The following is a 13,667-nucleotide window of genomic DNA, read 5'->3' as shown; positions in this document are numbered from 1 at the left end:
TTAAATCCCGGCCTCAATCAGTGCATAAAATGCATTGGGGAACAGCAGTAGATAAATGCAACCCGCCGCGGTAATCCCGAGGGCGATCAAAGACGGCAGTGGTGCTTCTCTGATGGCAGAAGCCTCACCGGCAGGGGCGCGGGCGTCAGCAGAATCCTGGGTGCTGCTGGAGAAGAACGCGCGCAGTGGAATTGGCAGCAGGTAGGCAATGCTTAACAGCGAGCTGATCATCAGCAGCACCATCAGTATCCACTGTTCCGCCTCGAAGGTGCCGAGCATCAGGTACCACTTACTCCAGGTGCCGCCAGTGGGTGGAATACCGATAATACACAGGCTGGCTACCAGAAACGCGCTCATGGTTACCGGCATCTGTCGACCCAGTCCGTACAGCTGGTTCACTTCGGTTTTGTGCGCAGCCACCAGAATGGCACCAGCACAGAAAAACAGGGTGATTTTGCCAAAGGCGTGCATCACGATATGCAGTGCGCTGCCAGTCATGCCCGCGCTGGTGGCGAGCAGGGCACCCAGGGTGATATAGCCCAGTTGACTCACCGTGGAATAGGCCAGTCGTTTTTTCAGATTCTGTTGTCGCAGGGCAATAATGGATGCGAGCAAAATCGAAATGCCGGCCAAGTAGAGCAGCCATTCGGTAGCCGGGATTGCCTGCAGGGTTTCGATACCGAAAATCAGCAGACAGATTTTCAGCAGCACAAATACACCGGCCTTCACCACCGCCACCGCGTGTAACAGTGCGCTCACCGGCGTCGGAGCCACCATGGCCGCAGGAAGCCAGCGGTGGAAGGGCATGATCGCGGCCTTGCCCACGCCGAACACAAACAGCCCCAGCAGAACAGACAGAAGCGCGAGAGAAGTACCCGGCGAGAAAACGCCCCCTTGCTGGAACGAAAGCGTACCGGCGAGCAGCCAGGTGGCGATAATCGCCAACAGGAAAAAGCCCACCGATGTGCCGAGCAGAATACCGAGGTAAATACGCCCTCCGGCGCGGGCCTTGTCGGTACCGGCATGGGTGACCAGTGGATAAGTACAAAGTGTCAGTACTTCGTAAAAGATAAACAGGGTAAACAGGTTTTCCGCAAAGGCGATGCCCATTACCGCGCCAATGGAAAGCGCGAACAGGCTGAAAAACCGTGTCTGGTTTTTCTCGCCGTGGCCACGCATATATCCGATCGCATAAAGGGTGGTGATAATCCACAGAAAGCTCGCCACCAGCGCAAACATCAGTCCCAGCGGCTCCACGCGGAACGCCAGAGCCAGTCCCGGCAGAATATCCAGCCAGTGTGCAGCGATCACGTCGCCATTCAGCATGGGTTGATAGAGTTGGGTGACGGTAAAAAACAGCGCACTGGCGGCAGTCAGTGAGACCGCTTCGCGGATATTTTCCCGACGTGCGGTGAGCTGAATACCGAGCAGTGCCAGCAGCGGAATCAACAGGGTCAGTTGTAACAGGTTGGATTCGTTCACTGCGCGGCCCCTCCAAGCAGGAATTGTGAGGCTGCCGCAGTCACTTCCACTGGCAGGCGGGTGTCAATCCCGAAATAGATATTGGCCGCGATCAGTAGCCAGGTCGGAAGCAGAATACCCAGCGGTGCTTCGTGTTTTTCCGCCGCACCCGCTTTATTCTGTGGCGCCTGGAAATAGGCAGCCTCCACCAGTTTCCAGATATAGGCCACGGCCAGCAGCGATCCCAGTACCACCAGCACCGCCACCCACCAGAGTCGCTGCTCGATAGCCGCAGCAATCAGATACCACTTGCTGACAAAGCCTACGGTAAGCGGCATGCCGATCAGGCTGACTCCGCCGACCACAATGGCGGCCATGGTCCAGGGCATGGTGCGGCCAAGATCGCGGAAGTGCTCAATACGGCAACCGCCCGTCTGATAGACCAATCCCGCCAATGCCAGGAATAGCCCACCCTTCATTAGCGCGTGATTGAACAGGTGCATCAATGTTGCCTGCAGCGCGGTCGCGGTGCCAATACCGATACCCACTACCATATAGCCAATCTGCGCCACACTGGAAAACGCCAGCATGCGTTTGATATTCGCCTGATAGATGGCAACGATGGATGCGGCAAACACACCCACCAACCCAAGGCCAATCAGCAGAATATCCAATGGCAGGTGTGACAGGGAGAAGTCCACACCAAATACGGTGAAGGTGAAGCGCAACAGTAAATACAGTGCGACCTTGGTAGCGGTTGCTGCGAGAAATGCAGTGACAATGGAGGGCGCACAGCTATAGGCATTCGGCAGCCAGAGGTGCAGGGGAAACAGTGCCAGTTTCAGGCAGATACCTACAAAAATAAATGCAAATGCCGCGAGTACCGTAGATGATTCGGCGAGCGGCGGAATACGCGCGGCCAGATCCGCCATATTCAATGTGCCGGTCATCATATACAGAAAGCCGATACCGATCAGGATAAAGGTGGCACCGATGGTGCCCATAATCAGGTACTGAAATGCTGCCCACAGCGCGCGGCGGTCTTTGCCCAGTGCAATCAGTGCATAGGTGGATAGAGAGGAAATTTCCAGGAATACGAATACATTAAACGCGTCCCCGGTGGCGACAATACCCAGCAGGCCGGCAAAGCACAGCAGATAAAGGGTATAGAAAACGGTTTGACGATTGGGCTCCAGCTCCTTCTGTACACTGGTATTGGCGGCAAGCAGTACCACGCTGCTGAGCGCGGAAACGATAAACAGTACCCAGGCGTTAAGGAGGTCGATACGGTATTCGATTCCCCAGGGCGCTTTCCAGCCGCCCAGTTCATAGGTGATGGGGCCTGTGGCATAAACCTGCTGCAACAGCAGAATGCTGACCACCAGTGCAGCCACACTGACCGCGAGAGTAAACAGCCATACCAGGGTGGTCTTACGAATCAACAGACAGGAGGGGGCCGCCATCAGCGGCAGAATGACCTGCAAAATAGGGAGGTGCGACAGCATGGTCTACGGCTCCTTTTCCACCGCGGGCTGGGGTTGTGACGAGGTGCGCTCCTGCTGCGCTTCCGCAGCCTGAATGTCCCGTTCTTCTATGGAGCCATAGGCGTGTTTAATGCGAATGGTCAGCGCCAGTGCCAGTGCGGTGGTCGCAATGCCCACAACAATCGCGGTAAGGATCAGCACATGGGGCAGCGGGTTGGAATAGAGAGTGTCGCCCTCATGCAGAATGGGCGCACTGCCGCCATCCACCTTGCCCACACTGATATAAAAAATGAAAACGGAGGTCTGGAAAATATTCAATCCGATGATTTTCTTCACCAGGTTGCCCTGGGCGATCACTATGTACAGGCCGATCATCATCAGCGCAATGACGATCCAGTAGTTGTAGTGCGATGCCAATAACATCCTAACCTGCCCCCCGTTCCAGTGTTTGTAGTGGGGACAGACCGCGACTGACCTCACCGCCGGTGGTGTCGTCTGCATAGGACGGTGTGCCCTTGATCGCGAGTTCAGCCTCCCGGTCGCGCAGCTGCGCCGAGAACAGATAGGAAATCATGATCATCACCGAGGCGACGGTGATCCCGACGCCGATTTCTATGGCGATAATGCCGATGTGTTGCCCGGTAACCGGGTCCCCGGCCAGTGCGCTGTAATCCAGAAAGTTTTTTCCATTGGCGAGACTCAACAGTCCTGTGCAGCCAAAAATCAGAACACCCATTGCCGCCAACAGCTGGACCAGCTCGTGGCTGGCGACCTTGCGCACTGCGTCCAGGCCAAACACCATGCTGTAGAGAATAAATCCCACCGCAAAGATCACCCCTGCCTGAAAGCCGCCACCGGGGCCGTACTCACCATGGAACTGCACGTACAGTGCGTAAAGCATGATCGGAGCAATCAACACTTTGGCGACAACCCGCAGAACGATATCCCGTGATGCCTGCTGTACCGGTGAAGGCTGCATAATCCGCAAAGGTTGTGCGGCATTGGTCATCAGCAGTGACAGTACCCCGAGTCCGGCGGTAAAGATCACCACCACCTCGCCAAAGGTATCGAAGCCCCGGTAACTGGCCAATACCGATGTGACGATATTGGGGATCCCGATTTCACGCATGGATTCCTGGATATAGTGAGGTGCCACATGCACCTGTGCTGGTGCATTGGCATCACCAAAGGATGGCATATCGACGGTAGCGGTAACCAGCAATGCGCCCACGGTGGCCACAAGCGCAATGGCGAGTCGCGCACGATTGCGGTCTGCGCGTTGGTAGCGGCCACAAAGTGCGAGTGTCAGCAAGATCAGTAGCGGTGAGATTCCGGCGCCCACCGCCGCTTCGGTAAATGCGACATCCACCGCGCCCATGGTCATGAAAAAGCCCGCCGACAGCAGACCGTAAATTCCCGCCAGCATGGCTGCGGCAAACAGGTCTTTGATCCAGGCGATGGAAATGGCGGTGACCAGCAACAGGGCCAGTAGCGCGATATCAAGTAGCAGGTTCATCGGTATCGACCCTCGATGGCTGCCGGTATTGTTTTGGTTGTCGTCATTGTGGTTGTCAATTTCCGAAATTGGCCCCGGTTGCCTGATACATGTGACGCTCAGACGCGGGTGCTGTCGGCGGCTTCAGGCTCGGCGTCTGGCGATGTATCCACAGGTTGTGAGTTAGTCATTTCTGTCGGTGCAGGCTCTGGCGCAATCTGCGGCAGGCGTAGTGCGCTGAGTTGCGCCGAGCGCGCGAGCGCGTGGCTGGCGGTGGGGCTGGTAAAGAAAATAAACAGCATGATCAGCGCCAGTTTAAAAAGCGCAAGACTCCAGCCGGCGGTGAGCATCAGGCCGCTGATAATCAGTAAGGTGGCGAGGGTGTCGGTAATACCCGCCGCATGCATGCGGGAGTAGAAATCGGGAAAGCGCAGCACACCCACGGCGCCGGTCAACATGAAAAAACAGCCCAGTAAAAGCAGGGTGCCACTGGCAAAAGATTGTACTGTTTCAATCACCGGTCACCTCCGGCGCGCCGTTACCATTGCGGGTGCGGAACTCAAAATACCGCAATACCCCGATTACACTCACAAAGTTGATGAGCGCGTAGACGATGGCAATATCGAGATATTCGGGTTCGCCAAAGGTAAAGCAGATAACGGCAATCAACAGAACGGTTTTTGTGCCGAACATATTCACTGCGAGAATACGATCGTGAATCGTCGGCCCCTTTATCGCGCGTATCAGCGCAAGCGTCATAACGACGAGCAGGGCAATCAATGTAGCGTTCAGCATTTTTAATCTGCCCTGTCAGAGTTCAGAAACGGGTGTGTCGTCGGTAAGAGCCGCAACCCGCCGTTCCATCTCGCCCCGCTTGAGATCATCCAGGCCGCTGCGGCGAAGCGCATGTACCAGCACCGAGTTATTATCGATGTCCACTGCTACTGTACCCGGGGTCAGGGTAATGGAATTGGCATAGAGAACCCGGCCGAGATCGGATGACAGGTCGACGGGGATACGTTCACTGCAGGGGGAGATGGTCGTGCGTCGGGAAACGATACCGCCCCACACACAGGCGGCCACTTCCAGATTGCTGACGATGATTTTGCGCAGTAGCCACAGATAGTAACCGGGTAACGTTGCCCACAATTGCAGCGGCAGGGATTCTCCATCCACCACTTTCATGCGCCGGGCAATGAGGATCACAAAGACCGTGGAAGCTAAGCCAAAAGCGAGAATCAGGGCAGTGTATTGCCCGGAGTTACTCAGCCATATAAATGCGAGAACGGCAAAAAGGCACAGGGTATAACGCATGAATAATCTACTACAGAAACCATATTAGAGTGCGAATAAGCCCGGTGTGGTGAGCGCTGGCCAAGTGGGGCAACGAAACCACATCAGGGGTTCGGTACATCTTTTTTACAGCGATAGTGATTTTCAAAAACTGTCAGCATCGCGGATTCCGCCGTTGCCTCTTCGGCAAAGGGCTGTGAAAGTTCTGAGACTTTGCCAATCAGGGTGTCAAGCGTTGCTGCCTCTGGCAGACAGTAGCGGCTGCTGAGCCGTTGGGCCGCGTCGTCGGAGAGGCGGCTGGCACGCGTGCGAATGGCGCGTGCGACAAATTCGGATGGGCGCTCGTCTGCGGCAACAATATCTCTGCTTGCAGACAGGTAGCCGTGGATAAATGCCCGGCAGCTGGTGGCTTGGGCGCTTTGCTGGTCAACCTGGTGGCTTTTGCAAGCCTCTATCAGCTCCGTTGCCGTGAGAGGTTCTGCAAGTACATCGCTTGTCAGGCCAATTGTCAATGCGGCGACGGCCGCGGGGGCAATCACTGAACGCAGTTGTTGCTTCATTCTCGTCACCTATTATTTTTATTTATGTTTTATTTCACCTGTACACACCCAGCACCCTCAGTGTTTTTCTATTTTTGCGGGGCGTGGGGCCTTTCCGTGTGCAGGCTTTGGTAAATCTTGCAGAGTTTTTGTTGTTCGTCAAATTGGTTCGGCTGCCAAGAACTGAGCTTGCCTTGGTATTTTTTGAAAGCGCACGGTTGTAATAAAGCACAGGAAAGCTCTGCGGTCGTGCCGGTATGCAATGTTTCACAAGTTTTGGAGGGGATTTGGGGCGCGGCGTATGGGTGCCGTTTTCGTGGCAGAGGGAGTAAGCCAATCATTTGGCGTTGAGGTCGGTACCGGCGGGAATACGCGAGCGAATAGGGGAAAGTGGCTGGGCGGATCCGCGCCTCTGCCAGGGTGTTGAAAGTGGCGCCTGGTGACGATCGGTCAGACCGATCAATAACGTCGTTTGACGATGTAATCGGCCAGTTGCTGAAGAATGTCGGTGTTGACGCTTTTGGCGCCAGTGGAAAGTTTCCCCAGGGCCAGGCTTGCTTCCCGGTGCAGCTCATCGGCTTTGGCCTGAGCCCCGTCCAGCCCCAGTAGCGAAACGTAGGTGGGTTTGTTGCGCGCTGCGTCAGCCCCCTGGGTTTTGCCGAGTACCTGGGTGTCTGCAGTCACATCCAGAATGTCATCCTGTACCTGAAATGCCAGGCCAATTGCCTCGGCATACTGGGTGATCGCGGCAAGTTGGGCATCATCCGCCCCGCCGATCAGGGCGCCGATGCGCGCACTGGCGACAATCAGCGCACCGGTTTTCAGACGGTGCATCTCTTTAAGTTGCGCCAGGGTCAGGGTGTGATCGACGGCGGCGAGGTCGATGGCCTGGCCGGCGACCATGCCTCGGGCGCCGGCAGCGCGCGCGAGCTCAGCAAGAACGGTCACCTTCAGCTCCGCCGGCAAGTGTGCGTTTACCAGTAACTCGAATGCCTGGCACTGCAGGGCGTCCCCGGCGAGGATCGCGGTGGCCTCATCAAACTGGATATGGCAGGTGGGGCGTCCGCGACGCAGGTCGTCGTCGTCCATGGCCGGCAGGTCGTCGTGTACCAGGGAGTAGGCGTGTATGCACTCCAGAGCGGCCGCCGCCGCGTGGCATTTTGCGGACGCTGATTCACCGGCTAGTGCCAATGCCGAGGCATAAACCAGTGCCGGGCGCAGGCGTTTACCGGGGCCGAGGGCGGCGTACTGCATGGCGGCAAACAGGGCTTCGGCGTCACTCTGGTCGGCCAGGGCGGCCTTGAGGGTCTGCTCGACCTGCTGACTGGAGGACTGCAGGAAGGCTTTCAGCTTGGCGGGCACGGGCGTGGCAGCCGGAGAAGAACTGCTCACTTACTCCGCGTCTCCGGAAAATTCATCGGCGGCGTCGAAGGGCAGCTCCTGCACCTTTCCGTTCTCTTCCATCAGCACCTTCACTTTCTGCTCGGCACTGGCCAGCTTCTGCTGGCATTCGCGGGTCAGTTTTACCCCGCGCTCAAAGTCCGAGAGGGCTTCATCCAGGGGCAGATCGCCACTTTCCAGCCGTTCTACCAGCTGCTCCAGCTCTTCCAGTGCGCTTTCGAATGTTGCGGCTCTCTTCTTCGCGGCCATGGGGTAATTCTCTGATAGGACATGCGGGTGCGGGCAACCTTAGCGGCAAGTGGAAAAGGGGTCAATGTCACACCACCTGCGACAATATGGCGCACTTGTGTCGCAGGCTTTTTCGGTAGCATTTATCCATTGGTAAAATCGCCGAACAAGGAAGTTACCGTGTCGCACTCTGCCCCCTATTTACTCCGCCCCCTCGCCCTGATCGCACTGATTCCCGCAACCCTCGCTGCCACGGAGACTGCCTCGCTGCCCGACAATGCACTCGAGCAGGTTATCGTCACCGCCACGCGCGAGGCCAAGACCCGCTCGGAGCTGGCGGAATCCGTCGGCGTGATCAGCGAGGAGGCACTGGAGCATATCGCGCCGGCGCATCCCGCAGATGCCCTCAACCGCGTGGCCGGGGTGCATGTGAATAACCTGGGCGGGGAAGGGCATATGACCTCGATTCGCCAGCCCATCTCCACCGCCGGGGTCTACCTGTTTCTGGAAGATGGCATTCCCACCCGTCCCACCGGCTTCTTCAACCACAACGGCCTGTACGAGATCAATGTGCCACAGAGCGCGCAGCTGGAGGTCACCAAGGGCCCCGCGTCGGCGCTATACGGCAGCGATGCTATCGGCGGGGTGATCAATGCGGTCACCAAGGCGGCACCGGACGCTGCCGAATTTTCCATCAATGGCGAACTGGGTGCGGACGGCTGGCAGCGCGCGCTGATCTCCGGCGGCAACAAGCTGGGGGAGAGCAGCGCCTTTCGCCTGGACCTGAACAGCACCGCCAGCGAAGGTTTCCGTGAGGAGGCCGACTACACCCGCACCTCCATGAGCGGCCGCCTGGACAGCCAGTTTGCCGAGGGCTGGGACAGCAAGACGGTGTTGTCTTACTCCACCATCGACCAGAGCGGTGTGTCCGGTCTTGAAGAAGAGGACTACCGCAACAATGTGCAGAAAAACCTGTACCACGGGGATATCGGCGGTCGGGATATCGAGGCCTTTCGCCTGTCTTCCGAGCTTTCCTACACCCCCGACGAGAAGAGCCTGATTACCGCCACCCCGTTTGTACGCCACAACACCTCGGCGATGATGCCCAGCTGGATGGTGACCTACGACCCGAATATCCGCGATACCGAATTCAGCTCCTACGGCCTGCTGCTGAAGTACCGCCGGGATTTCGACGGCGGCGAAGTGATTGTCGGAGTGGACGCGGACTACACCCCGTCGGAATACCGCGAGGAACGCATCACGGCCACACAGGACGGTGAATACTTTGTGGATTACACGCGCACCGGCGAGCTGACCTACCACTTTGAAGCGGAGCAGACCTCCGTTTCCCCGTATGTACACGCGGAATTCGCCCCCAGCGCAAACTGGCTGTTGAGTGCCGGCCTGCGCTACGACGTGTTCGAGGTGGACTACGAGGATCAGCTGGGTACGCCGAATACGGACCCCTCTCACTTCCGTCCGGCGTCCCAGTCCCGGGACTACGACAACCTGAGCCCCAAACTGGGGGCGGTGTACAAACTCAGCGACAGCCACCAGCTCTACGCCAGCTATCGCCACGCTTTCCGCGCGCCCACCGTGGGTACCCTGTTCCGTCCGGGTTCCTCAGAGGGCACCACCGAGCTGGAACCGGTGACCAGCGTCAGCCAGGAAATCGGCCTGCGCGGTATCGTCGCCGAGCGGGTGAATTACGAGGTGGCGGTGTATGACATGACCACCGAAAACGACATTGTCAGTTACATTTCCAACACAGACGAGGGCAATGATCGCAAGACCACCAACGCCGGTGAGACCAGCCACCAGGGGGTGGAGGTTTCCGTGCAGGCGCCAGTAGGGCAGCAGTGGCAGCTGGGGGTTTCCTATGCGGCCATGCGCCAGCAGTACGAGGACTACTCCTACGTATTCAGCCGGTTTGATCCCAGCTGTTTCTGCATGGTCAGCGAAAACCTGAACTTCGCCGGCAACGATATCAGCCGCGCGCCGGAGTCCCTCGCCAACGTCACTCTGGCCTATACGCCCGAGTGGCTCACCGGCCTGCGCATGGAGCTGGAGTGGTCGCACATGGGTGACTACTACACCGACGAAACCAACACCCAGCAATACGCCGGCCACGAACTGTTCAACCTGCGCGCCACCCACGACGTGGGTGAAGACCTGTCTGTCTACGCGCGCCTGTCGAATATTACCGACGAGCGCTACTCCACCTACACCTCCAACCAGGTGGGCGATGAAGACCTGAGTTACCGCCCGGGACTGCCGCGCTCGCTGTTTGCCGGTGTGCGCTACCGCTTCTGATTCCCTGATACACGGCGTAATAAAAACAACAATCAAAAGAGAACAGCATGAACCTGAAAAAGCAGTGGCTGGACTGGCACAACAAGCTCGGATGGTGGGCGCTGGCGGGTATCCTGATATGGGCCACTTCCGGTATCAGCCACCCGATGATGGCCTGGTTTGGGCCGTCGGCGGCCAAGTTCTTCCCGCCCTCGGTGAGCCTAGAGGCCTCTGAACTGGGCAAGCTGCCGGCGCTGCTGGCGGACGGGGAAAAGGTCAGCGGCGCGCGTGTTGTGAAGCTGGTGCCGAGCGTCGGAGCGCCGTTGCTGCAGGTGACCCATTCCGAAACCGAGCCGCGCCGTTATTACGACCTCGACAGCGGCCGTGAAGTGCTCGACGGCGACCTGCACCAAGCCCGCTGGCTGGCGGCCTATTACAGCGGCCGCCCGGCCGATGAGATTGCCGATGTGCAGGTGCAAACCCAGTTCGACAATACCTATCCCTCGGTCAATCGACTGCTTCCGGTGTACCGGATCCGGTTTGAAGGTGATGATGGCCTGACCCTGTTCGTGCACACGGAAACGGCGGCCCTGGCCTCCATGACCGACAGCACAAAAACCCTGATGCAGAGTGTGTTCCGCCAGCTGCACACCTTTGCCTGGCTGGACGATCTGGAATACGGCCGCCTGATCCTGATCGGCCTGCTGATGCTGACCCTGTTTGCTTTTGCGGCCACTGGGCTCGCACTGGTATTTGCCCTGAAGCACAGGAAAATCAAAGACGGCAAACGCCGCTATCACCGCCTGCTCGGCTATGTGCTGTGGCTGCCGCTACTGGGCTGGTCCGCGAGCGGTTTCTATCACCTGCTGCAGTCCTCTCTGGTGGAGTCGGTGCAGGGGCTGCGCCTCGGCGAAGCGGGGGAGTACCGAAACCTGAATACGGACTTTGCCTGGGTAAACGCGCTGGATGGCCGCGCCATCAACAGTCTGTCGCTGATTCGCGGCGCAGAGGGCATGCCGATGTACCGCGTGGGCCTGGCTCCGGCACAAAGTGCAGCGCCCGGCAATCGCAACCAGCGTTTTGATGGCCGCCCATCGGAAGCGGGATCCCTGTTTGTGGATGCGCGCAGTGGCCAGTTACTGACCGAATTTGGTGACCGCGAACAGGCCCAGCTGCTGGCTGCGCGGCTTGCCGGTATTCGGCCCGAGGATATCGCCGGTATGTCGCTGGTGACCCGCTACGGGCCGGGCTACGACTTTCGCAACAAGCGCCTGCCGGTGTGGCAGGTGGACGTCGCCAATGACGATAAGACCATGCTGTTTGTGGATCCGGTGACCGGGGTTCTGGTGGATCAGTCCCGTGGCGTCGATCGTGTCGAGAGCCTGTCTTTCTCCCTGTTGCACAAATGGAGCCACCTGACCCCGTTTACCGGTCGTCAGGTGCGGGATTACCTGATCGTCGCCACTCTGCTGGTGTTGATCGGCAGCAGTGTGATCGGCGGTGTGATGCTCGCGGGGCGCCGTAAAAAGGCGGTGCGCAAATCCCGGAGCGCGAGTACTGGCCCAATGCCCGCCCCCGCGACACAATAGCAATATACGTTTTACCGAGTAGATTGCCCGTGTCATCCCCAGTGCCGCCCTTGGGTGGAGACAAAACCATCATCACCAACCTGCGGCGTCTTACGGCGCTGCGGGCCATCGCGCTCTCGGCCTATATCGGTGTCAGCCTGTGGCTGGCGGATTCTCTCAGTGGCAGTGCACTGGTGTTTGTAGTACTGGGAGTGGTAACCACACTGATCAGCGGCTGGCGCGCGCGCGGAAGCGTTGCGGTGGGGCGGCGGGAGTTTTTCGGTCACCTGCTGATGGACTGGCTGTGGCTGCCGCCGTTGCTGGCCTTTAGCGGCGGCGCTGCCAATCCCTTCGTCACCTATCTGCTGGTTCCCCTGACTATCGCCGCGGCCACCCAGCCGCGCTTTTTTGCCTGGCTGATGGCCGCCATCAGTATCGCCATCTACACCGGGTTGATGGTGTTTTTTCCCGGTGTGGAGAGTGGGCACGGTGCTCACGCCGGCCACAACATGAGTCACGCCAGTGAGGGCAGTGATTTTTATCAACACCTGATCGGCATGTGGGCAACCTTCACCTTCTCTGCGCTGCTTATCGCCGGCTTCGTCAACAGCATGGCGGAGGCCCTGCGCAGCCGCGATCGCCACCTGCACAAGTTGCGACAGGAGCAGGCGCGGCGCGATCAGGTCCTTTCTCTGGGGACGCTGGCGGCGGGCACTGCCCACGAGTTGGCCTCGCCCCTGCAGACGATCGGGTTGCTGGTGGAGGAATTACAGGCGCAACAGCAGGACTTTTCCGAGCCGGTAAAAGACGATCTGGAATTGCTGCAGCAGCAGGTTAATCTGTGCAAGCAGGCCCTGGAGCAGCTGAAAAGCCGCGCGCGGGACCCTGCGGGCAGTGAAGAGCTGCAGTCGGTGGCGGCGTTTATCGAGCGCAGCCTAGAACGCTGGCAGCTGCTGCGCCCGGACGCGCGCTTCACACTGCAGCAGCGTGGTTCCAATCATCAACAGGCGCGCCTGCCGCTGACCCTGGAGCAGACCCTGATCAATATTCTGAACAATGCCCTGGATGCATCTCTGGCTGCAGATATTCCACAACCGGTGGCCCTCGATGTGGACTGGAGCAGAGATCGCCTGCGCATCGAAATTGCCGACAGTGGCCGCGGGCTCGAATCTGAGAACCCGAGTGCGGAATCCGGTGGTTTCGGTATCGGACTGATCCTGTGCAAAACCGCTCTTGCGCAGCTTGGCGGCAAGTTGACGCTGACCGCGCGCAAGGATGTTCCGGGTACGGTCGCCACCATCGAACTGCCACTGGAAAACGAACATGAGGAGGCCCTGTGAGTCGCTCCAGCCCACGACTACTCATCGTCGACGATGAATCCGGTACCCGCAATATGCTGGAGCGGGCCATGTCGCGCCGGGGCTTTGACACCCGGGTGGCAGAGTCGGTGGATGAAGCGCAGGGACTGGTCGCGCGGGAAAAATTTGATTGCGCACTACTGGATCTGAAAATTCACCGCGACAGTGGGCTGGAGCTGATAGCGCCACTGCGTTCGGCCAACCCGCGTGCGCGGATCATCGTACTGACCGGTTATTCCAGTATTCCAACCGCGGTGGCGGCCATCAAACTGGGGGCAGACGATTACCTGTGCAAACCGGCCGGAGGCGATCAACTGGTGGCGGCATTGACCGGCGAGCAGGGAGCAGCCGATGTTGTTCCGGAGCTACCGGAAATTGCCAGCGCACCACCGTCGGTCAACCGGCTGGCGTGGGAGCATATTCAGCGGGTGCTGGCGGAAAACGAAGGCAATATTTCCGCAACCGCCCGCGCCCTCGGGATGCACCGGCGGACCCTGCAGCGCAAATTGCAGAAACGGCCGAAAGGGCAGTAACTCTTTTCCCACTCC

Annotated in this window: 14 protein-coding genes; 4 read left to right on the top strand and 10 right to left on the bottom strand. The window is 58.7% G+C overall.

Going from position 1 to position 13,667, the window contains the following annotated elements; genetic code table 11:
- The 10 genes from AU11_RS10485 to xseB all read right to left on the bottom strand — a co-directional run bounded on the left by AU11_RS10485 (position 1) and on the right by xseB (position 7,922).
- A complete protein-coding gene (locus AU11_RS10485; protein ID WP_043319250.1) occupies positions 1-1,482 on the bottom strand; it encodes a proton-conducting transporter membrane subunit in 1,482 nt (493 codons plus the stop codon).
- Complete coding sequence (locus tag AU11_RS10480; RefSeq protein WP_043319248.1) at positions 1,479-2,966, bottom strand: monovalent cation/H+ antiporter subunit D family protein; 1,488 nt, start codon at positions 2,964-2,966, stop codon at positions 1,479-1,481. The genes AU11_RS10485 and AU11_RS10480 overlap by 4 nt, the downstream gene beginning before the upstream one ends.
- 3 nt (positions 2,967-2,969) lie before the next feature.
- Positions 2,970-3,368 carry a cation:proton antiporter subunit C gene (locus AU11_RS10475; protein WP_051687168.1) on the bottom strand — a complete coding sequence of 133 codons (399 nt, stop codon included), beginning with the start codon at positions 3,366-3,368 and terminating at the stop codon, positions 2,970-2,972.
- Position 3,369: 1 nt separating this feature from the next.
- Positions 3,370-4,461, bottom strand: coding sequence for a DUF4040 domain-containing protein (locus tag AU11_RS10470; RefSeq protein ID WP_043319246.1), 1,092 nt, complete (start codon positions 4,459-4,461; stop codon positions 3,370-3,372).
- 98 nt (positions 4,462-4,559) lie between these two features.
- Positions 4,560-4,958 carry a monovalent cation/H(+) antiporter subunit G gene (gene mnhG / locus AU11_RS17755; protein WP_156035275.1) on the bottom strand — a complete coding sequence of 133 codons (399 nt, stop codon included), beginning with the start codon at positions 4,956-4,958 and terminating at the stop codon, positions 4,560-4,562.
- Positions 4,951-5,235, bottom strand: coding sequence for a monovalent cation/H+ antiporter complex subunit F (locus AU11_RS10460; protein WP_043319243.1), 285 nt, complete (start codon positions 5,233-5,235; stop codon positions 4,951-4,953). Before AU11_RS10460 ends, mnhG begins: the two co-directional genes overlap by 8 nt.
- Positions 5,236-5,250: 15 nt before the next feature.
- Positions 5,251-5,754: a Na+/H+ antiporter subunit E gene (locus AU11_RS10455; RefSeq protein ID WP_043319241.1), complete on the bottom strand. Its 504-nt coding sequence runs from the start codon at positions 5,752-5,754 to the stop codon at positions 5,251-5,253.
- Positions 5,755-5,837: 83 nt separating this feature from the next.
- Entirely contained in the window at positions 5,838-6,293 is a 456-nt protein-coding gene (locus AU11_RS10450) for a Rap1a/Tai family immunity protein (protein WP_043319239.1), read from the bottom strand.
- A 438-nt stretch (positions 6,294-6,731) separates the two neighbouring features.
- A complete protein-coding gene (locus tag AU11_RS10445; RefSeq protein WP_231491829.1) occupies positions 6,732-7,664 on the bottom strand; it encodes a polyprenyl synthetase family protein in 933 nt (310 codons plus the stop codon).
- Complete coding sequence (gene xseB / locus AU11_RS10440; protein ID WP_043319238.1) at positions 7,665-7,922, bottom strand: exodeoxyribonuclease VII small subunit; 258 nt, start codon at positions 7,920-7,922, stop codon at positions 7,665-7,667.
- 159 nt (positions 7,923-8,081) lie between these two features.
- On the opposite strand from xseB, the gene AU11_RS10435 reads away from it, so the two are divergent.
- The 4 genes from AU11_RS10435 to AU11_RS10420 are packed head-to-tail and all read left to right on the top strand — an operon-like array spanning position 8,082 to position 13,652.
- Positions 8,082-10,214: a TonB-dependent receptor gene (locus AU11_RS10435; protein WP_043319236.1), complete on the top strand. Its 2,133-nt coding sequence runs from the start codon at positions 8,082-8,084 to the stop codon at positions 10,212-10,214.
- A gap of 47 nt (positions 10,215-10,261) precedes the next feature.
- Complete coding sequence (locus AU11_RS10430; RefSeq protein ID WP_043319234.1) at positions 10,262-11,782, top strand: PepSY domain-containing protein; 1,521 nt, start codon at positions 10,262-10,264, stop codon at positions 11,780-11,782.
- 50 nt (positions 11,783-11,832) lie between these two features.
- Positions 11,833-13,101 carry a sensor histidine kinase KdpD gene (locus AU11_RS10425; protein ID WP_043319232.1) on the top strand — a complete coding sequence of 423 codons (1,269 nt, stop codon included), beginning with the start codon at positions 11,833-11,835 and terminating at the stop codon, positions 13,099-13,101.
- Positions 13,098-13,652, top strand: a complete 555-nt coding sequence (locus tag AU11_RS10420) for a response regulator transcription factor (RefSeq protein ID WP_043319230.1) — start codon at positions 13,098-13,100, stop codon at positions 13,650-13,652. The genes AU11_RS10425 and AU11_RS10420 overlap by 4 nt, the downstream gene beginning before the upstream one ends.
- The last annotated feature ends 15 nt before the right edge of the window (positions 13,653-13,667 follow it).

It is taken from the genome of Microbulbifer sp. HZ11, assembly GCF_000708675.1.
GTDB lineage: Bacteria > Pseudomonadota > Gammaproteobacteria > Pseudomonadales > Cellvibrionaceae > Microbulbifer.
Note: the sequence above shows the minus strand (reverse complement) of the source record. Positions and strands in the feature narration are given on the sequence as shown.

Coding starts and splice junctions, on each gene's coding strand:
- AU11_RS10460 (WP_043319243.1), bottom strand. CDS start 5,235: ATGCTGAACGCTACATTGATTGCCCTGCTCGTCGTTATGACGCTTGCG.
- AU11_RS10455 (WP_043319241.1), bottom strand. CDS start 5,754: ATGCGTTATACCCTGTGCCTTTTTGCCGTTCTCGCATTTATATGGCTG.
- xseB (WP_043319238.1), bottom strand. CDS start 7,922: ATGGCCGCGAAGAAGAGAGCCGCAACATTCGAAAGCGCACTGGAAGAG.
- AU11_RS10450 (WP_043319239.1), bottom strand. CDS start 6,293: ATGAAGCAACAACTGCGTTCAGTGATTGCCCCCGCGGCCGTCGCCGCA.
- AU11_RS10430 (WP_043319234.1), top strand. CDS start 10,262: ATGAACCTGAAAAAGCAGTGGCTGGACTGGCACAACAAGCTCGGATGG.
- AU11_RS10480 (WP_043319248.1), bottom strand. CDS start 2,966: ATGCTGTCGCACCTCCCTATTTTGCAGGTCATTCTGCCGCTGATGGCG.
- AU11_RS10470 (WP_043319246.1), bottom strand. CDS start 4,461: ATGAACCTGCTACTTGATATCGCGCTACTGGCCCTGTTGCTGGTCACC.
- AU11_RS10475 (WP_051687168.1), bottom strand. CDS start 3,368: ATGTTATTGGCATCGCACTACAACTACTGGATCGTCATTGCGCTGATG.